This window comes from Pseudomonas fluorescens, assembly GCF_900636825.1.
Lineage (GTDB): Bacteria > Pseudomonadota > Gammaproteobacteria > Pseudomonadales > Pseudomonadaceae > Aquipseudomonas > Aquipseudomonas fluorescens_BG.
On sequence record NZ_LR134318.1, the window covers coordinates 3285045 to 3304998 of the forward strand.

A 19954-nucleotide genomic window follows, 5' to 3' on the forward strand; every position below is an offset into this window, starting at 1 on the left:
CTTATTCAGAATAACGAGATACACACCGTGACAACTTCAGCCCCCTTACATGAGCTAATTGATTTTGCGCGCCGGCACTCACCTTTTTACAGAAAGCAACTAGCGCACATTACTGACCCTGCGATACCACTTGATCAACTGCCTGTAATCAACCCGGTTGAATATTGGCGTAACAGCCACTCGATGAACGAATGGCCGGTATTGACCGGCCCGGTTGCACACGCATTGGTATTCAGAACCGGCGGTTCAACCGGCGCCGGAAAACTTTCGGTCTATACCCGTCAGGAATGGCAGACGCTGGTCAGAGACTTCGGCGCCAGTGTGACGGAGCGATTCAAACCCGGTGATCGCGTTGCCAATTTGTTTTATGCAGGCGATTTGTACGCCAGTTTCCTGTTCACTCACGATGCCCTGGCGCATGTCGATACCGACATCACCGAATTTCCATTCACCGGCAACGTGGCCGACGACACTCTGGTCGAATCGATCACTGCGCAGCGGATCAATGTTCTGACGGGGTTGCCGGCTCGCCTGCTGACGCTCGCCAATGAGCTGATTCGGCGCGGGCAAACGTTGCCCGAGGTGCGGGCGCTGTTGTACGCCGGTGAAAGTCTGTTCACCTCGCAACGCGAAATGCTCTGGCAGGTGTTTCCCAATGCGCGGATCGATTCGCTTGGCTATGCGAGTGTCGATGCCGGGTATCTCGGTGCCAGCTCGGCTGATTGCGCTGATGGTGAACATCGCGTGCGGGACGGGCAAAGTCTGCTGGAAATCATTGACGAAGAATCCGGTGACGTCATCGACGAATGTGGTCGCATCGGCTTGTTGGTGGTGACCAGCCTCACCCGCCGTTTGATGCCACTGCTGCGTTACCCGGTTGGCGACCGTGCCTGCTGGCTCGAAGCCCAAGGCAGCCCCCGGCGCAAGTTCATGCTCAAAGGTCGCAGTGCCAGCAGCCAACGCGTGCGGGTCGGGATCCTGTCGCTGATGCCGGATGAAATCGGCCAACTGGTCAAAGGCAGCGTAGGCAGTGATGACTGGCAATTGGTCATCGAGCAAGCCGGGCACAAGGACGTCGTCAGTCTCAAATGGGTGCCGACCGGCCAGTCTCCCGCCATGGACGAAGGCAATCGCGCGCTGGAAGACGGATTGCTCGAGCAACTGCCGTTGATCAAGCATTTGCGTGCAGAGCAGCTGCTGGAATTGCATGTCCGGCGCTGCCGGGTCGACGAGCTGCCACGCCATCCACGCTCCGGCAAATGCCTGCGGGTGCTGGATCTGCGTGTCTATGAACCTGCCGCGGAGCCTGCCTGATGAAAACACTGTGCTTGCGCAATTACCGCGCTGGCGATGCCTCGGCTGTCAGCCAACTGATTCGGCAGGTTTACGGCGATTATTATGCTCACCCGCATGTTTACCTGCCGCACATGATCAGCCAGAACCACAGCAGCAGCCGTTGGCATTCACTGGTCGCTGAGGTTGGCGGGCAAATTCTCGGGCACGCTACGTTGTTTCGCCAAACCGCATCGCGCAGCGCAGAGCTGGCGTTGACTGTGGTCCATCCGCAATCTCGCGGGCAAAACATTGCCACCCGCCTGAGCCAGCAGTTGTTGACTCACGCACAGGCTCTGGGCTGCCACGCCGTGTCCATCAAGCAGGTCACGCATCACCCGTACACGCAGCGCATGGCGCTCAAGCTGGGATTTCACAACACCGGATGGCTGCCCGATCACGTTCCTTCACCCTACGATACCTCGGCACGTGAACCCCTCATCATTGGCTGCCAGAACCTCTCGGGCTATCAGCAGCCGTTGCCAAACGTGGAGTGGCCTGCGCGCTTCGAAGACTTCAAGCAACATTTGTGCAGCGTGTTCGGGGTCCGCGATCAGCCATCGCGCTGGCGTGGAGCATCGGTGAAAATCGCTCAGAACGCGCACCGCTATGACATTGTCCTAAAAAACCTCGACCCCGCCATGCTCAGGCAACTCCAAGAACTGCCGGCACATTGGCTGGTTTCAGTGCAACTGGGGTTGTCTCGCCACTTCGCCGCGGATTGCGACAGGCTGGCGCAGATCGGATTCCAGTTCACTGGGCTGGCGCCGGGGGAAAGTCACTGTGAAGGATGGCTGGCGTTGTTTCATCGAGGTTTCGTCCCGCGACGCCTGCAGCTGTACTGCCCGCACATGCAAGGTCTACACGACAGTCTGGCCAATCCAGCCGCCGACAACTGAATGGAAAAACGGCCCGATCCATTAAGAATCGGGCCGCTGGTTGATTCAGGCCTTGGCTTGCACGCCTTTGTCCGTCGGTATCGGCGCGTTGCCTTCACCGTAGGCTTTGAGGTTCTGCAGCACATAGATGGCTTTCTTGTACTCGGGAATCAGGCCTTTGCCATACAGGTTGCCATTGAGCCCGTTGGTCTCGATGGCATCGAGCTGGGTGGCAAAATATTCCAACGCGTTGAAGCGCGCGTCGGGGTCTTTCTGCACGCCGAAACGGTCGAACTTGTCGCCGGCATTGAGCAGCGTGAACGAGGTCACCTCGGAGATCAGGCCGCGGCCACGGAGAAATTCGCTCAGCTTGCCCAATTGTTTGACCGAAACATCCGCAGGGTTGAAGCCCTTGATCTGCTTGCGCAGACCTTGCTTGTCCATTTCCGCCGTGTTCAGTGCATTGGGATCGCTACCGACCCGCGAAAGCATCTGCTGGACTTTGGCACTCTGTCCGACCTGTTTCTTCGCACCGGTATCGCGCACCAGAACGCCTGCCTTGCTCTGCCAGGTACCGGTGTAGCCGATAGTCATGAGAAAAATCCTTGTGAGATGACCATGAAAAAATCCATGTTCTGCGACTGAATGGCCGCGAGTATCAGTCGGCACACGGAATCGCACCAAGCAGTTTCTGCACTTTTTAACAATTCTTGTACATTCCCGATACAAACGCCCATCGCCAGAAAAACCGGGCGCTAGAGCGGTTGCGTATCTGCCGGAGAATGCGCCCACACGGCCTGCTTGCAAGCGTTTCAGGCAGTTTGTATCGAGACGGTTACCAACCGGCCATCGGCGCGGCAACTATTAGTACGTCTGTACCTCAAGCTTCCGGTTTTTGCGACGATACGCTGGGATAACCGCACTTTTCTGCCATCGCCCTCCTATAAGAAACACTGCTCAAGGACCGGTTTCCATGCCCGCATTCCGCACCATTCAGGCTCGCTACACGTTGTTTCTGGTTCTGTTCATCCTGTTGCTTTCGGTTCTGACTGTGGCCGGAATCAGCCAGTTGGTCGCACCGAAGCTGCGCCAAACCGAGGAGCAGGTGGTGCTCAACCGTATCGCGGAGGTCGCCGAGCAGATTCAGGGCGAACTGAACAAGGTTCAGGCGCAACAACGCAGCATCACCCAGACCATCCCGCTGCTGGACAGCGCAGCAATCGACACGGTGCTGCCGGGTTTGGTGGATCAGTACGGTGAACTCAAGGTGTTCGGCGGTGGCATCTGGCCCCTGCCGGGTCAACGCGAAGCCGGGCGCAACAAATTCAGCACGTTCTGGCACCGGGATGCCTCAGGCAAACTGGCGGTAAACACGTTCTGGAACAGCGACGCCGCACCCAATTACTACGATCAGAGCTGGCACAAGGGCGGCATGGCCACCCCGCGCGGGCAATGCGCCTGGGCCGCGGCTTACAAGGACGATGCCAGCGCCGAACCGCGCACCAATTGCGCGATGGCCATTTACAAAAACGGATCGGCCTGGGGCGTGTCGACCATCGACGTGACCCTCGGCTTCTTCAATGATCTGGTGGCGCGCAAGGAAAAGGACCTCACGGCCGAAATGCTCATCGTCGAGGCGGACGGCAAGATCATTAGCAACAGCTCGCGCATCAGCGGTCCGATCGTGTTGAAAAACATCAGCGAACTGGCCAGCAGTTCGCCTTTCGCCAGCCAGGTCAAAAACGGCTTGCAAAACCGCGATCAGGCGCAGCGCATCGAATTCGACAACAGCGGTGAAGCCAGTACCTTCTTCATGCGTCCGATCGAAGGCACGCCATGGTTCCTCGCCACCGCCCTGCCAACCAAAATGCTCACCGCACAGCGTGACGATGTGCTGAGCAGCCTTAGCCTGATCCAGATCCCGCTGGTGATTCTGCTGGTGCTGTTGCAGGTTTATGCGATCCGCAAACTGGTGCAGCGCATGAAGGCCTTGAAAGCCAACATCGATTTGCTGTCCAGCGGCGACGCTGACCTGACCCGGCGTATCACCATTCGCGCTGAAGACGAACTGGGCGCCATCGGCCATTCGGTCAACACCTTTATTGCCTATCTGCAAAACATGATCGGCGAAGTCACCCAAGCCACCGGCGCCATGGCGTCGAGCCTGGACAATCTGCAACGTACCTCGGCACACACCAGCCAGATTCTGCTGCGCCATGCTTCGGAGACCGATCAGACCGTCACCGCCATCACCGAAATGAGCTCGACAGCGGAAAGCGTCGCGCAGAACGCTGCCGAAACTGCCGCATTCACCCAACGTGCCAACGAAAACGCCGACCGTTCGCGGGTGGTCGTCGGTGAAGCAACCAACAGCGTGGTCGCGTTGATCGACGAGGTCGCCAGCGCCACCCATAAAGTTGAAAACATGCAGCAGGACGCTCAACGCATCACCGAGATTCTCGGCGTTATCGGTGCGATTGCCGGACAGACCAACCTGCTGGCACTCAACGCCGCCATCGAAGCCGCCCGTGCCGGTGAACAGGGCCGCGGCTTTGCCGTGGTAGCCGACGAAGTCCGCGCACTCGCTGCCCGCACCCAGGCCAGCACATCGGAGATCAACGAAATGTTGACCCGCCTGACCCAAGGCGTGAGTTCCTCGGTCAGCGCGATGGAAAACACCCAGGCGAGCTGCCAATCCGCCGCCGACGCCACCGCACGGGTCAATTCCGGGCTGGACGAAATGGCCGGCTCGGTCAGCCACATCAACAGCCTCGGCACGCAGATCGCCACCGCCGCCGAGCAACAAAGCGCCGTGACCGAAGAAATCAACCGCAGCATGGTGCAGATCCGGCATATGGTCGATGAACTGGTGCAAAGCGGCCATGCCAGCGAAGTCAACACACGGCAATTGCTTGAAGCCAACACCCAGGTCAGTGCAATCATGGGCCGCTTCAAAGTCCGCTGATCCCGCGTTACCTTGTAGGCGCTGCCGCAGGCTGCGATCTTTGATCTTTTTTTCAAGATCAAGATCAAAAGATCGCAGCCTTCGGCAGCTCCTGCACAGGTGTTCGCCCTCGCCCTTCTCGTAGCAACTGGAAACACTCCGTTGATGTCTGGCCGAAAAAACCGGTCAAAATGCGTTCTTTGCTGACCGCCATCCAAGTCGAGAGTCCGTTATGCGAACCCAATTGCGTCTGGTTGCCCTGACCGCCCTGTTCATTTCCTCCCTGGCCCAGGCCGCCGACCCGATCCCGATCGAAGTCCACCGCGATGCCAATTGCGGCTGCTGCAAAAAGTGGATCAGCCACCTCGAAGCCAACGGTTTCAAAGTCGACGATCACGTCGAGAGCGACATGAGCGCTTTCAAGCAGCAACACGGCGTGCCACCGCGCCTGGCGTCGTGCCACACGGCAATCATCAATGGCAAATTCGTCGAGGGCCACGTGCCGGCCGACCAGGTGCTGGCGTTGAGCAAGCGTGATGATTTGCTCGGCATGGCCGCACCGGGCATGCCGATGGGCTCGCCGGGGATGGAAATGGACGGCATGAGCGATGCTTATCAGGTGATCGGTCTGACCAAGGCCGGCACGGACGTAGTGGTGGCGGATTACCCGGCCCATTGATCGGCGCAGCTTATTTCGGGCTGTTCTTTGCCGCGTTCGGCGCCGCGACCCTGTTGCCGTTGCAATCCGAGGCATTGCTCATCAGCTTGATTGTCAGCGACCGCTATTGGCTGTGGGGTTTGTTGGCGGTGGCAACCATGGGCAACGTGCTCGGTTCGCTGGTCAACTGGTGGCTCGGCCGAGGGATCGAGCGGTTCCAGAATCGACGCTGGTTTCCGGTCAGCCCTCAGCACATGGCCAAGGCGCGCAAGCATTACGAACGCTACGGGCATTGGTCACTGCTGCTCAGTTGGCTGCCCGTGATCGGTGACCCGCTGACGTTGATCGCCGGCGTTATGCGCGAGCCACTTGGCCGTTTCCTGCTGATCGTCACCCTTGCCAAAGGTGCGCGCTATGGCGTGCTGGCGATGTTGACGCTTGGCTGGCTGGGTTGAACGATCAGTCGCGGTGATTGCCTGTGGTTAATGTCGCCCTAATCCTGCCGCTTGAGCATCAATCTTTTTTAAATGGAGTTTGCGCTTATGTCCGTGACGATTTCCCGCTGGCTGCCAGGCTTGTTCCTCAGCGCCGCCCTGCCAATGTTCGCGCATGCCGCGACCGATGCAGCACCGGCCGAAGGCCCGGCGTACGGTCCGCAATTGGAGGGGTTCGAATACCCCTACACGCTTAAACACTTCGCTTTCCAGTCCCAGGGCAAATCCTTGCAAATGGGTTACATGGATGTCGCTGCGCATGGCAAGGCCAACGGGCGCACCGTGGTGCTGATGCATGGCAAGAATTTTTGCGCCGCCACCTGGGACAGCTCGATCAAAGCCTTGAGCGAGGCCGGTTATCGTGTGGTCGCGCCGGATCAAATCGGTTTCTGTACCTCCAGCAAACCTGACAATTACCAGTACAGCTTTCAGCAGTTGGCCACCAATACTCAGCAATTGCTCAAAGCGCTGGGTATCCAGAAGGCCACCCTGCTCGGCCATTCCACCGGCGGCATGCTCGCCACCCGCTACGCACTGCTGTTCCCGGAGCAGGTCGACCAACTGGCGCTGGTCAATCCGATCGGTCTGGAAGACTGGAAAGCCCTCGGCGTGCCCTATCGCACCGTCGATCAGTGGTATCAGCGCGAGCTGAAAGTCAGCGCTCAGGGCATTCGCGACTATGAGCGCACGACCTACTACGATGGCCGCTGGAAACCCGAATTCGATCGTTGGGTCGACATGCTGGCGGGTCTCAGCAAAGGCCCGGGCAAGACTCAAGTCGCCTGGAACTCGGCGTTGATCTACGACATGATTTTCACCCAGCCGGTGTACTACGAGTTCAAGGATTTGAAGATGCCAACGCTGCTGCTGATCGGCACCTCGGACACCACCGCAATCGGCAAGGATCTGGCCCCCCCGGAAGTGAAAGCGAAAATCGGCCACTATGAAGTGCTCGGCAAACAAGTCGCCAAGCTGATCCCGCAATCGACGCTGGTGGAATTCCCCGGCATGGGCCACGCGCCGCAGATGGAAGAACCGGCGAAGTTCCACCAGGCCTTGCTCGGCTGGCTGGGCAAATCCAATTCCGTTCCTTGATGAGGTAAGGCTGATGGCGGTGCAGATTGCAGTAATCGACGACTGGCAGGATGTTGCCCGCGACGTGGTCGACTGGTCAGCGCTCGATAATCTCGGTGAAGTGACCTTCGTCCACGACTACCCGGCGGACAACAGCACGCTGGCTGCGCGTCTGGGCCGCTATCAGGTGATTTGCGTGATGCGCGAGCGCACACCCTTCGACGCAGACCTGCTCGAACGTCTGCCCAATCTGAAACTGCTGGTCACCGGTGGCATGCGCAACGCAGCGCTGGACATGCAAGCCGCGGCGACACTTGGCATCCGCGTCTGTGGCACGGACAGTTACAAACACGCAGCGCCGGAGTTGACGTGGGCGCTGATCATGGCCGCCACGCGAAACTTGCTGAATGAAGCCAACGCTCTGCGCGCCGGCCAATGGCAGCAGGGACTGGGCGGTGACCTGCATGGCAAGACGCTGGGGATTCTCGGGCTTGGCAGCATCGGCCAGCGCGTGGCGCAGTTCGGCCAGGTGTTTGGCATGCGCGTCATTGCCTGGAGCGAAAATCTCACGGCGGAACGCGCCGTTCAGGTTGGCGTGACGTATGTGAGCAAGCAGGAACTGTTCGAACAGGCCGACGTGCTCTCGGTGCATCTGGTGCTCAGCGAGCGCAGTCGCGGCCTGGTGGATGCGCAGGCGCTAGGCTGGATGAAGCCAACGGCGCTACTGGTCAACACCGCGCGTGGGCCGATCGTCGATGAAGCGGCACTGATCAAGGCTCTGCAGAAACAACAGATCGCTGGTGCGGCACTTGACGTGTTTGAACAAGAGCCGCTGCCAGCCCTGCATCCGTTCCGGACCCTGGAAAACGTTCTGGCCACACCGCATGTGGGCTATGTCAGCCGGCAGAATTATCAGCAGTTCTTTTTGCAGATGATCGAGGATATTCAGGCATGGGCCGCGGATAGCCCAATACGTCTGTTGAATTAAGCCACGCCCCCTGTAGGAGCTGCCGAAGGCTGCGATCTTTTGATCTTTATATTTATCTAGAAAAAACAAGATCAAAAGATCGCAGCCTTCGGCAGCTCCTACACGTCACCGCATATTGTTCGCACCAATATAGTGCAACCCTCCCTCCCCCTAGCACGAAATCGTGACCGACCGGTCACCGTTTTGGCCCCTGCGCTACGAAAAAGCTGCACTTCGTCGGTGCGCTTACCCTCCCCACTCGCCGTTTCGCTTAAGCAGAAACCGATTGTCGAACAATTTACCCATTTGCTCTGGCCCGCTCTAGGATCTGGCCTAGACTGATTTTCGCAGGGTCCGACCGGTCGGTAATCTCGCCGAAAAAAAGTCGAAACTTTTGCGCAAAGCCGCAGGTCATCAGGTAGGCAGGGCCGAAGTGACTGGTGCAATCCTTGCAACAGCCCATCCACCCATTCTGCTAGCGCGTGTTGGGTAGCGTTTGCTCACCGATGCGTGGCGCGTTTGCGCCCGGCCACAGGACTTGGCCATCGACATCGATTGTCAGAGACAAGAATCAGATCAAAGACACGGGAGATACATATGATCAGTGCGGCATTGGATATTCAGGGAGAGTGTGCTCAGCAGTTGGTAGGCGAAGCGAGCACCGTCAGCGTTCCCGGCAGCCGACAGATCAACGTCCCCGGCACCAAGACGCTGACTCCGGTAGCGAGTCAGAATCCCAACAAGAAAAAAGTTCTTTTCGTCACTTCGGAAATTGCCGACCTGGTCAAGACCGGCGGCCTGGGCGACGTGTCCGCCGCTCTGCCCCGTGCCATGGCGCATCTGCATGATGTGCGTGTGTTGATTCCCGGTTACCCGCAGGTGATGCACAGCGAGAACCCGATCCACATCATCGGCGAACTCGGCGGCCATGCCGCATTGCCCCCGTGCAAGATCGGCCGTATGGACATGCCGGACGGTCTGGTCATCTACGTCTTGATCTGCCCTGAACTCTACGAGCGTGAAGGTTCGCCTTACGGTGCCAACAATGGCCGCGACTGGCCGGACAACCACATTCGCTTCGCCCGCCTCGGTCTCGCGGCTGCCGATATCGCCGCCAACCTCGCGCAAATTCACTGGTGCCCGGATCTGGTGCACGCCCACGACTGGCCCGCGGGTCTGGCACCGGCTTACATGCACTGGCGCGGGCAGCGCACGCCGACGCTGTTCACTATTCACAACCTGGCGTATCAAGGCGTGACCAGCCTCGGTTCATGCCCGGAGCTCGGTATTCCGGCCCATGCCCTGCAACAGGAAGGCATGGAGTTCTACGGCAAAATGTCGTTCCTCAAGGCCGGCATGGCCTATTCGAGCCATATCACCACGGTCAGCGCCACATATGCGCAAGAAATCACCACTCCGGATTTCGGCTGCGGTCTCGACGGCTTTCTCGCCGCCAAGACCCAGCAAGGCTTGCTCAGCGGTATTCCCAACGGCATCGATGAGAGCTGGGACTCGGCCACCGACCCGCATCTGTTCGCGCCCTTCGCCATCGGCGACTGGGAGGGCAAGGCCGTCAATGCCGCCCACGTCCGCGAGCTGTTCGGCCTCGATGATTCAACCGGCCCACTGTTCGCCGTTGTGTCGCGTCTGGTTTATCAGAAAGGCCTGGACCTGACCGAAGCCGTTTCCGAGTTCATCGTTCAGAACGGCGGCCAGATCGCGATCATCGGTCGCGGCGAGCCTGAAGAAGAACAAGCCATGCGTGAGTTGGCACTGCGCTTCCCCGGCCAGATCGGTGTACGCATCGGTTTCAATGAAACCGACGCTCGCCGCATGTTCGCCGGTAGTGATTTCCTGCTCATGCCTTCGCGTTATGAACCCTGCGGCCTGAGCCAGATGTATGCGCAGCGCTTCGGTTCCTTGCCAGTCGCGCGCAACACCGGCGGCCTGGCCGACACCATCGAAAACGGCATCACCGGGTTCCTCTTCGACGAATCCACCGTCGACAGTTACAAAGAAGCCCTGAGCCGCGCGTTCAAGGTATTCGCCTATCCGGATCTGCTCAACGCCATGCGCTGCCGCGCAATGGCTGCGCCGTTCAACTGGTGCAAAGCAGTTGAACCCTATGCCGAACTCTACGAACAACTGGTGGCTAAAGCGCTGGGCAAAGCGCACCACAAATAACCAGGGAGGTTCACCAAAATGCCGTTACGGTCTACTGAAACCTGGCCCCACGGCGCGATCATGCTGGATGCCGAACACGCACAGTTCGCGCTGTGGGCACCGGACGCTTTTTACGTCAGTGTCGAGCTTGAAGATGGCCAGTCGCTTCCAATGCTTGCACAAGCGGACGGCTGGTTCGTGATAAAGGCGCGTTGCCCGGCGGGCACGCGTTATCGCTACAACATCGACGGCGAACTGGACGTGCCCGACCCGGCATCCAGGGCGCAGGATGGCGACGTTGACCGCCACAGCGTGGTGGTCGATCCGCTGAGTTATGAGTGGCGAAACAGCGATTGGCGCGGTCGACCGTGGAGCGAAGCGGTGATCTATGAGGTGCACGTCGGTGCGCTTGGTGGCTTTGCCGAGGTCGAAGAGCATTTGGCGCGCCTGGCCGCTCTGGGTATTACCGCGATTGAACTGATGCCGCTGGCGCAATTTCCCGGCGAGCGCAATTGGGGTTACGACGGCGTTCTGCTCTATGCGCCGCAAGCGTCATACGGCACGCCGGACCAACTCAAACATTTGATCGACACGGCGCACGGCCTCGGGCTGGCGGTGATTCTCGACGTGGTTTACAACCATTTCGGCCCGGACGGCAATTACCTGCACCGCTACGCCAAAGGCTTCTTTCGCGAAGACAAACACACGCCTTGGGGCGCCGGGATCGATTTTCGCCGTCGCGAGGTGCGCGAGTTCTTCATCGAAAATGCGCTGATGTGGCTGCTGGAATATCGCTTCGACGGTCTGCGCCTGGATGCCGTCCACGCTATCGGCGACTCGGATTTTCTCAGCGAAATGGCGCAGCGCATTCGTCAGCAGATCGACCCGACGCGGCATGTCTGGCTGACCCTGGAAAACGAGCTGAATCAGTCCAGCCTGCTCGAAACCGACTACGACGCGCAGTGGAATGACGATGGCCACAACGCCCTGCACGTGCTGTTGACCGGTGAAACCGACGCTTACTATGCCGACTATGCGATGCAACCGACCGAGCAATTGGTGCGTTGCCTGAGCCAAGGCTTCGTCTTTCAGGGCCACATCACCCGTCACGGCGAGCCGCGCGGGGAGCCCAGCGAGCATCTGCCATCGACGGCGTTCGTGCTGTTTTTGCAGAACCACGACCAGATCGGCAATCGCGCCTTTGGTGAACGTCTGCACCACCTCGCCGACCCTCGCGCGCTGCAGGCCGCCACGGTGTTGCTACTGTTGTCGCCGATGATTCCGCTGATGTTCATGGGTGACGAGTTTGCCGCCGAGCAGCCGTTCCTGTTTTTCACCAGCCACCACGGTGAACTGGCGAAACTGGTGCGGGAAGGACGGCGCAACGAGTTCGCCGCGTTCAGCGCCTTTACCGATCCGCACAAGCGCGAGCAGATTCCCGATCCGAATGCTGAACAGACCTTTGACGACTCCAAGCCTCAACTCGTCGGCAATGGCACCGAACCGCAGCAACAAATGCTCGCGCTGTATCAGCAACTGTTGCAGCTGCGCCATCAATACATCATCCCGCATCTGTCCGGAACCCAGGCGCTTGGCGCGCACATGCTCGGTTATGGCGCGGTCAGTGCGCGCTGGCGTCTGGGCGATGGCAGCGAGCTGCGAATTGACCTGAACCTCAGTGATACGCCAGTGGTCAACCCTGCACAGACCAACACGACGTGGCTATGTCAACAGCCGCCCGCCGTTGCCCTGTCGGATCCGGGCCTGCTGCCCGCGTATTGCGCGCTCGTCAGCCTCACAGCCGCAACCCCTACGCAACTTTTGGATGGAGAGCGCCTATGAGCGATGCGCAACTGGAAATACTCGCCAGCCGAGCCGGCCTCGCCGTCGACTGGATCGACGCCAACGGGCGTCAGCAAAAAGTCGCCCCAGCGGTGCTGCGCAATGTTCTTATCGGACTCGGACACCCGGCCAGCACCGCGCAGGAAATCGATGCCAGCCTGCTCGAGTTGCAAGCCGTTCAACAAGACCGCCATTTGCCGCCGCTGTTGACTGCCGATGTCGGCGTCGGCGTTGACCTCGGCCGCTATTTCGCCCCGGAAACACCCTGCGAAATTCACTGCGAAGACGGCTCGCGTCTGAACCTCAAACTCGATTCCGAAGCGGTACTGCCGGGGCTGATTCCTGTCGGCTATCAACACGTGCAGATCGCTGACCAGTCTTTCACCCTCGCCGTGGCGCCAGAGCGCTGCTTCAGCGTCGGCGATGCCGTCGACAATCCGATCCCCCGCGCCTGGGGCCTGAGCGCGCAGTTGTATTCCCTGCGCCGCCCCGGCGACGGCGGTTTCGGTGATACGCAGGCGCTGGAAGAGCTGGTGCGCGTGGCCGGTGAACGTGGCGCCGATGCAGTGGCGATCAGTCCGCTGCACGCGATGTTCAGTGCCGACAATGGGCGTTACAGCCCGTATTCGCCGTCCAGTCGCCTGTTCCTGAATTCTTTGTACGCCGCCCCGGGCGCGATTCTTGGCGAACGGGCCTTGCGGGATGCGATTGATGCAGCAGGCCTGGCCGGCCAATTCGCGCAACTTGAAGATCTCAAGCTGATCGATTGGCCGAGCGCCGCCGCGGCTAAACAAAAACTGCTGCAAGCCTTGTACGACGGCTTCGTCGCTGGCGACCACCCGCTGCACCCCGATTTCGCCAGTTTCCGCCACGCCGGTGGCGAAGCGCTGGAAAACCACTGTCGCTTCGAAGCCATTCAGGAAATGCGCGCCGCACGCGGGGAAGACCTCGACTGGCGCCAATGGCCGGAGCACTGGCACGACCCGCGCGGTGCCGCGCTTGAAGCGTTCGCCGAAGAATATGCCGAGCGCATCGGTTATTTCGCGTTTTGCCAATGGCTGATACACCGCTGCCTGGAACGCGCGCAAACCGCGGCGCGCAGTGCCGGCATGAGCATTGGCCTGATTGCCGATCTCGCCGTGGGCGCGGATGGCGCGGGCAGCCAGGCCTGGAGTTTTCAGGACGAGTTGCTCGCCTCGCTGACCGTCGGCGCGCCACCAGACATTCTCAACCGTACCGGGCAAGGCTGGGGCATTTCTGCGTTCTCGCCGGAAGGTCTGATCCGCAACGGCTTCCGGGCCTTCATCGATATGCTGCGAGCGAATTTCGCCCATGCCGGCGGGTTGCGCATTGACCATGTCATGGGCCTGCAACGGCTGTGGGTGATTCCCAACGGCGCGGCGCCCGCCGATGGCGCCTATCTGTATTACCCGTTTGATGACCTGTTGCGTCTGCTGACCCTCGAATCCCACCGCCATCAGGCCATCGTCCTCGGCGAAGACTTGGGCACCGTGCCTGAGGGCCTGCGTGAAAAGCTCGCGGCTCGCGCAATCCTCGGTATGCGCGTGCTGTTGTTCGAACAGGACAACACTCATTTCAAACCGATTCTCGATTGGCCGGACAATGCGCTGGCCACCACCAGCACCCATGACTTGCCGACGTTGAACGGCTGGTGGCACGGGCGGGACATCGACTGGAACGCGCGATTGGGTTTCGTCGATCCCAACGGTGAAATCGACTGGCGGCATCATCGTCAACGCGAGCGCGAAGGTTTGCGCAGCGCCTTGAGTCAAGACCCGCAGAACTTTCGCGAGGAATCCCACGAAGCCGATCAGGTGGTCGACGCAGCCGTGCGTTTCCTCGGCCACACCCGCGCGCCGCTGGTATTGCTGCCGCTGGAAGATGCCTTGGGCATCAACGAACAAGCCAACCTGCCCGGCACCATTGATACCCATCCGAACTGGTCGCGCCGCTTGCCCGGCACCAGCGAAGCCCTGCTCGACAACGTCGATGCGGCGCGACGCCTGGAACTGCTCGCCTGCGCGCGACTTCAGGCTACCGAGCGTGACCAATGAATCAAATGCTTATCCAGCCTCTGCGCGCGACCTTGCGCCTGCAATTCCATAAAGGTTTCACCCTCGAACAAGCGGTACCGCTGGTGCCGTATTTCGCCAGCCTCGGCATCAGTCATATCTACGCATCGCCATTGTTGGCGGCGCGGGCCGGTTCCATGCACGGCTACGACGTGGTCGACCCGACGCGGGTTAACCCGGAACTGGGGGGCGAGCCCGCCCTGCGCCATCTGGTCAGCACCCTGCGCGAACATGGCATGGGCCTGATCCTCGACATCGTGTCCAACCACATGGCGGTCGGTGGCAGTGACAATCCATGGTGGCTGGACCTGCTGGAATGGGGACGACTGAGTCCCTACGGCGAGTTCTTCGACATTCAATGGCACTCCCCCGACCCGTTGATGGAAGGCCAATTGCTGTTGCCGTTTCTGGGCAGCGATTATGGTGTGGCGTTGCAGGAAGGCACGCTGAAACTGCAATTTGATGCGCAGGCAGGCCGCTTCTACGTCGAGCACTACGATCATCATTTTCCGATCTGCCCCAACGACTACGGCGAGTTGCTCAAGGCCGAGCCAGCGCTGAAAGCCTTGGCTGACCGTTTTAGCGCGTTGAGCTATCAAACCGATGCCCATTCGCTGGCCATGCCGCTGAAAGCGGAATTGCAGCAAGTGGCGCGCGACCCGCAGATGCTCGAAGCGATTCATCGCAACCTGTCGGCTTACGATTCGACCCAGGAAGACGGCTTTCACAACTTGCATCAGTTACTCGAACGCCAAAGCTACCGCCTCGCCAGTTGGCGCACGGCGGCGGACGACATCAACTGGCGACGCTTCTTCGACATCAACGAACTGGGCGGTCTGCGCGTCGAGCGTCCGGCCGTGTTCGAGGCGACCCACGGCAAGATTTTCGAACTGGTCGCTGAAGGCCTGATCGATGGTTTGCGCATCGATCACATTGACGGTCTTGCCGACCCGCGCGGCTATTGCCGCAAGTTGCGTCGGCGCGTCGACCTGCTGGCGCCAGGCAGGCATTTGCCGATCTATGTCGAGAAAATTCTCGGGGCCGGCGAAACCCTGCATCGCGACTGGTCGGTGGACGGCACTACCGGTTATGAATTCATGAACCAACTGTCGCTGCTGCAACACGACCCGGACGGCGAACATGTACTCGGCGAACTCTGGCAACGGCGTACCGAGCGCCCGGCGGCGTTTATCGAAGAGGCGCAACTGGCGCGTCAGCAAATCCTCAACGGTTCGCTGGCCAGCGATTGCGAAAGCGTCGCCCACGCGCTGTTGCAGGTGGCGCGCGACGACCTGATGACCCGCGACCTGACCCTTGGCGCTATCCGCCGGGTCTTGCAGGCATTGATCGTGCACTTCCCGGTTTATCGCACGTATATCAGCGCGATGGGCCGTTCGGCGCAGGATGAGGCGTTTTTCCAGCAGGCCATGGACGGAGCCCGGCAAACCCTCGGCGAATTCGACTGGCCGGTGCTCGATCACGTCGCCGCCTGGCTCGGCGGTACGCCTTGGCGGCGCAAACCGCGTGGACGCTCACGCAAGATCCTCAAGCATGCCTGCGTGCGTTTTCAGCAACTGACCTCCCCGGCTGCCGCGAAAGCGGTGGAAGACACGGCGCTGTATCGCTCGGCGGTTTTGCTGTCGCGCAACGATGTCGGCTACAACACCGAGCAATTCAGCGCACCGCTCAGCGATTTCCATGAAGTCACTCAACGGCGCTTTGCCGAGTTCCCGGACAATCTGCTCGCCACCGCCACCCATGACCACAAACGTGGCGAAGACACCCGCGCGCGGCTCGCGGTGCTCAGTGAGCGAAGCCACTGGTACGCCGAGCAGATCGAACTGTGGCGCGCCCTCGCCCGGCCGGTGCGCAGCGACGATCAATTGCCGTCGACCGGCGATGAGCTGATTCTCTACCAGGTATTGATCGGCAGTTGGCCGCTGGATTTGCGCGATGACGATCAGGCCGGGTTCGCCGACTACGCCAAGCGCATCTGGCAATGGCAACAGAAAGCCCTGCGCGAGGCGAAACTGCAAAGCAGCTGGAGTGCCCCCAACGACGCCTATGAAAACGCCGCGCAGTCATTCACGGAGAAACTGCTGACTGGCGACGAGGGCGAACTGCTGCGTGCCGCGTTGAGCAAGACAGCCAACAGCATCGCCGCTGCCGGCGCGCTTAACAGTCTGGCGCAAACCTTGCTGCGCATGACCGTGCCTGGCGTGCCGGATCTGTATCAGGGCAATGAGTTCTGGGATTTCAGTCTGGTCGATCCGGACAATCGCCGGCCGGTGGATTACACCGCCCGCGAGCAAGCCCTGCAACAAGCTTTGCCGGTTGCACAACTGCTGGCGGACTGGCGTGACGGACGCATCAAGCAAGCGTTGATCGCCTCCGTGCTCAACCTGCGCGTCGAACATGCCGAGCTGTTTCGCCGGGGCACCTATCAGCCGCTGGAGGTATTGGGCAGTCAGGCGCACAACGTGCTTGCGTTCGCGCGCGAACTTGAAGGCAAACGAGCCATCGTGATCGTGCCGGTGCGTTGCGCCAACCTGCTGGAAAACAGTGCTGTGCCGCAGGTCGATGCCTTGCGCTGGGGCGATACGCGGGTGGTTTTACCGTTTGCCGACTCTGACACAAACCTGAAGGGACTTTTTGCCAGCGCCGCAGTCACAAAAGGCAGGGAGCTGCAAGTCAGCGAGGCGCTGGGGGATGTCCCGGTCAATCTCTTTATCCAACACTTAACGTAAGCATGAGTTCAGTTCAGGAGCACTGCGATGAGCACCGACGATAAACGCATTCGCGAATTCGCCTATCAGATCTGGGAGTCCGAAGGGCAGCCGGAGGGCCAGGAAGCCCGTCATTGGGAGATGGCACGCAAACTGGCTGAAGCTGAAGCACTGGCGCCGAAGAAGCCGCCCAAGGCTGCTGGCAGTAAAGCCGCAGGCAAGAGCGCCCCGGCGAAAACTGCCGGCGACAAAGGCGTAGACAGCAAGCCCCCGGCCGCCGTCAAAGCGAAACCGGCTGCCAAGGCCAAGCCAGGCGTGACACCGAAGGTCGTTCCGCCGGGTGAAAAAGCCCCCGAGAAAAAGCCTAGAGCGCCGCGAAAGCCTTCGGCAATCTGACTCAACCTCGATTATTGAACTGAACAACCGGGTGGCGGACTTGCTCGCCACCAAGGGTGCACTCGCCCTGAAGAAACACCTCAACCCCTGTAGGAGTGAGCCTGCTCGCGATTGCCGTCTGCCAGTCTAGATTAATGTCGATTGACGGACCGCTATCGCGAGCAGGCTCACTCCTACAGGGGATTTGTACTCACCCAGAATTTCCGAGTTTTGCAGGAGCAATCATGACCCGTCCAAAAAAAGCCGAGCCCGCCGCCGCGCACGCTGAACCGTCGAGAATCCGCGAGGGCCTGCCCTTCCCGCTCGGTGCGACCTGGGATGGTCTGGGGGTAAACTTTGCGCTGTTTTCCGCCAACGCGACCAAGGTCGAACTGTGCATTTTCGATGACACCGGCGAAGTCGAGCTCGAACGCATCGAGCTGCCGGAGTACACCGACGAGATCTACCACGGCTATCTGCCTGACGCGCATCCGGGCCTGATCTACGGCTACCGCGTCTACGGTCCTTACGACCCGGCCAACGGCCACCGTTTCAACCACAACAAATTGCTTATCGACCCGTACGCGAAGCAACTGGTCGGTGAACTGAAATGGTCTGAAGCGCTGTTCGGCTATACCATCGGCCACCCTGACGCCGACCTCAGTTTCGATGAACGCGACAGCGCGCCCTTCGTGCCCAAATGCAAAGTCATCGACCCTGCGCACACTTGGGGCAACGACCAACGTGTCAGCGTGCCTTGGGACAAGACGATCATTTACGAAACCCACGTGCGCGGCATCAGCATGCGGCACCCCTCTGTACCGGACAACGTGCGCGGCACCTTCGCGGGTCTGATGAATGACGATGTGCTCAAACACATTCGCAGTGTCGGCGTTTCCACGGTCGAGCTGTTGCCAATCCACGCCTTCGTCAATGACCAGCACTTGCTGCAAAAAGGCATGACCAATTATTGGGGTTACAACAGCATCGCGTTCTTTGCCCCCGATCCGCGCTACCTGGCCAGCGGCAAGATCGCCGAGTTCAAGGAGATGGTTGCGCACCTGCACGACGCCAATCTCGAAGTGATTCTCGACGTGGTCTACAACCACACCGCCGAAGGCAACGAGCAAGGCCCGACCCTGTCGATGCGCGGCATCGACAACGCCTCGTACTATCGCCTGATGCCCGACGACAAGCGCTATTACATCAACGATTCCGGCACCGGCAACACGCTGGACCTGAGTCATCCGTGCGTGCTGCAAATGGTCACGGATTCGCTGCGTTACTGGGCGACTGAAATGCACGTCGACGGCTTCCGCTTCGACCTGGCAACCATTCTCGGCCGTTATCACGACGGTTTTGACGAGCGTCACAGCTTCCTCGTCGCCTGCCGTCAGGATCCGGTGCTGCGTCAGGTGAAAATGATTGCCGAGCCTTGGGACTGCGGCCCCGGTGGCTATCAGGTCGGTCACTTCCCGCCGGGCTGGGTCGAGTGGAACGACAAGTTCCGCGACACCGTGCGCGCCTTCTGGAAAGGTGACGACGGTCAGGTTGCCGACTTCGCCAGCCGCATGACCGCCTCCGGTGAAATGTTCAATCAGCGTGGGCGTCGGCCGTATTCGTCGGTGAACTTCATCACCGCCCACGACGGTTTCACCCTCAACGATCTAGTCTCGTACAACGACAAGCACAACGAAGCCAACGACGAGAACAATCAGGACGGCAGCAACAACAACCTGTCGTGGAACCACGGCGTCGAAGGCCCGACCGACGACCCTGAAATCAACGCTCTGCGCCATCGGCAGATGCGCAATTTCTTCGCCACACTGCTGCTTGCCCAGGGCACACCGATGATCGTCGCAGGTGATGAATTCGCCCGCACCCAGGACGGCAACAACAACGCCTATTGCCAGGACAGTGAGATCGGTTGGGTCAACTGGGACCTGAGCGAAGACGGCAAGGCGTTGCTGAAATTCGTAAAACGCCTGATCAAGTTGCGTCTGGCCTATCCGATTCTGCGCCGTGGACGTTTCCTGGTCGGCGAGTACAACGAAGACATCGGCGTGAAAGACGTAACCTGGCTGGCACCGGATGCCACCGAGATGACCACCGAACATTGGCATGACGCCAACAACCGGTGCCTGGGCATGTTGCTCGATGGCCGCGCGCAAGAAACCGGGATCCGGCGCAAGGGCGGCGATGCGACGTTGCTGCTGGTGGTCAACGCGCATCACGACATCGTCAACTTCACCTTGCCGGAAGTACCGGATGGCGGCTTCTGGACGTGCATGATCGACACCAATCAGCCTGCCATTCGCGGTCAGGAGCGTTTCGAGTTCGGTCACGAATACTCGGTCACCGGGCGTTCGCTGTTGCTGTTCGAACTGCAGCGCGACGAAGAAGAATGA

General features: G+C 60.0%; 14 protein-coding genes. 13 read left to right on the plus strand and 1 reads right to left on the minus strand.

Going from position 1 to position 19954, the window contains the following annotated elements:
- Positions 1 to 27: 27 nt before the first annotated feature.
- Positions 28 to 1314, plus strand: a complete 1287-nt coding sequence (locus EL257_RS14775; protein ID WP_126363728.1) for a phenylacetate--CoA ligase family protein — start codon at positions 28 to 30, stop codon at positions 1312 to 1314.
- Positions 1314 to 2231: a GNAT family N-acetyltransferase gene (locus EL257_RS14780; RefSeq protein WP_126363730.1), complete on the plus strand. Its 918-nt coding sequence runs from the start codon at positions 1314 to 1316 to the stop codon at positions 2229 to 2231. Before EL257_RS14775 ends, EL257_RS14780 begins: the two co-directional genes overlap by 1 nt.
- 45 nt (positions 2232 to 2276) lie before the next feature.
- On the opposite strand, the gene EL257_RS14785 is transcribed toward EL257_RS14780, so the two are convergent.
- Positions 2277 to 2804 (minus strand): hypothetical protein, encoded by a 528-nt coding sequence (locus EL257_RS14785; RefSeq protein ID WP_126363732.1) that lies wholly within the window; start codon positions 2802 to 2804, stop codon positions 2277 to 2279.
- A gap of 379 nt (positions 2805 to 3183) precedes the next feature.
- Here EL257_RS14785 and EL257_RS14790 point away from each other — a divergent pair, with 379 nt between their 5' ends.
- The 11 genes from EL257_RS14790 to glgX all read left to right on the plus strand — a co-directional run bounded on the left by EL257_RS14790 (position 3184) and on the right by glgX (position 19954).
- A complete protein-coding gene (locus tag EL257_RS14790; RefSeq protein ID WP_126363734.1) occupies positions 3184 to 5175 on the plus strand; it encodes a methyl-accepting chemotaxis protein in 1992 nt (663 codons plus the stop codon).
- Between the two features lie 211 nt (positions 5176 to 5386).
- Complete coding sequence (locus EL257_RS14795) at positions 5387 to 5833, plus strand: DUF411 domain-containing protein (RefSeq protein WP_126363736.1); 447 nt, start codon at positions 5387 to 5389, stop codon at positions 5831 to 5833.
- On the plus strand, positions 5833 to 6267 hold the full coding sequence (locus EL257_RS14800) for a YqaA family protein (RefSeq protein WP_126368135.1): 435 nt from the start codon (positions 5833 to 5835) through the stop codon (positions 6265 to 6267). The genes EL257_RS14795 and EL257_RS14800 overlap by 1 nt, the downstream gene beginning before the upstream one ends.
- Before the next feature lie 87 nt (positions 6268 to 6354).
- Positions 6355 to 7401: an alpha/beta fold hydrolase gene (locus tag EL257_RS14805; protein ID WP_126363738.1), complete on the plus strand. Its 1047-nt coding sequence runs from the start codon at positions 6355 to 6357 to the stop codon at positions 7399 to 7401.
- A gap of 13 nt (positions 7402 to 7414) precedes the next feature.
- Complete coding sequence (locus tag EL257_RS14810; protein ID WP_126363740.1) at positions 7415 to 8368, plus strand: D-2-hydroxyacid dehydrogenase family protein; 954 nt, start codon at positions 7415 to 7417, stop codon at positions 8366 to 8368.
- Positions 8369 to 8944: 576 nt separating this feature from the next.
- On the plus strand, positions 8945 to 10531 hold the full coding sequence (gene glgA / locus EL257_RS14815) for a glycogen synthase GlgA (RefSeq protein WP_126363742.1): 1587 nt from the start codon (positions 8945 to 8947) through the stop codon (positions 10529 to 10531).
- Positions 10532 to 10549: 18 nt separating this feature from the next.
- On the plus strand, positions 10550 to 12352 hold the full coding sequence (gene treZ, locus EL257_RS14820; RefSeq protein ID WP_126363744.1) for a malto-oligosyltrehalose trehalohydrolase: 1803 nt from the start codon (positions 10550 to 10552) through the stop codon (positions 12350 to 12352).
- The gene (malQ, locus tag EL257_RS14825; RefSeq protein WP_126363746.1) at positions 12349 to 14427 is read left to right on the plus strand and encodes a 4-alpha-glucanotransferase; all 2079 of its coding nucleotides are present in this window, start codon (positions 12349 to 12351) and stop codon (positions 14425 to 14427) included. Before treZ ends, malQ begins: the two co-directional genes overlap by 4 nt.
- Positions 14424 to 17192, plus strand: coding sequence for a malto-oligosyltrehalose synthase (locus EL257_RS14830; protein WP_126363748.1), 2769 nt, complete (start codon positions 14424 to 14426; stop codon positions 17190 to 17192). The genes malQ and EL257_RS14830 overlap by 4 nt, the downstream gene beginning before the upstream one ends.
- Before the next feature lie 27 nt (positions 17193 to 17219).
- Positions 17220 to 17567 carry a DUF2934 domain-containing protein gene (locus EL257_RS14835; protein ID WP_126363750.1) on the plus strand — a complete coding sequence of 116 codons (348 nt, stop codon included), beginning with the start codon at positions 17220 to 17222 and terminating at the stop codon, positions 17565 to 17567.
- Positions 17568 to 17791: 224 nt separating this feature from the next.
- Complete coding sequence (gene glgX / locus EL257_RS14840; RefSeq protein ID WP_126363752.1) at positions 17792 to 19954, plus strand: glycogen debranching protein GlgX; 2163 nt, start codon at positions 17792 to 17794, stop codon at positions 19952 to 19954.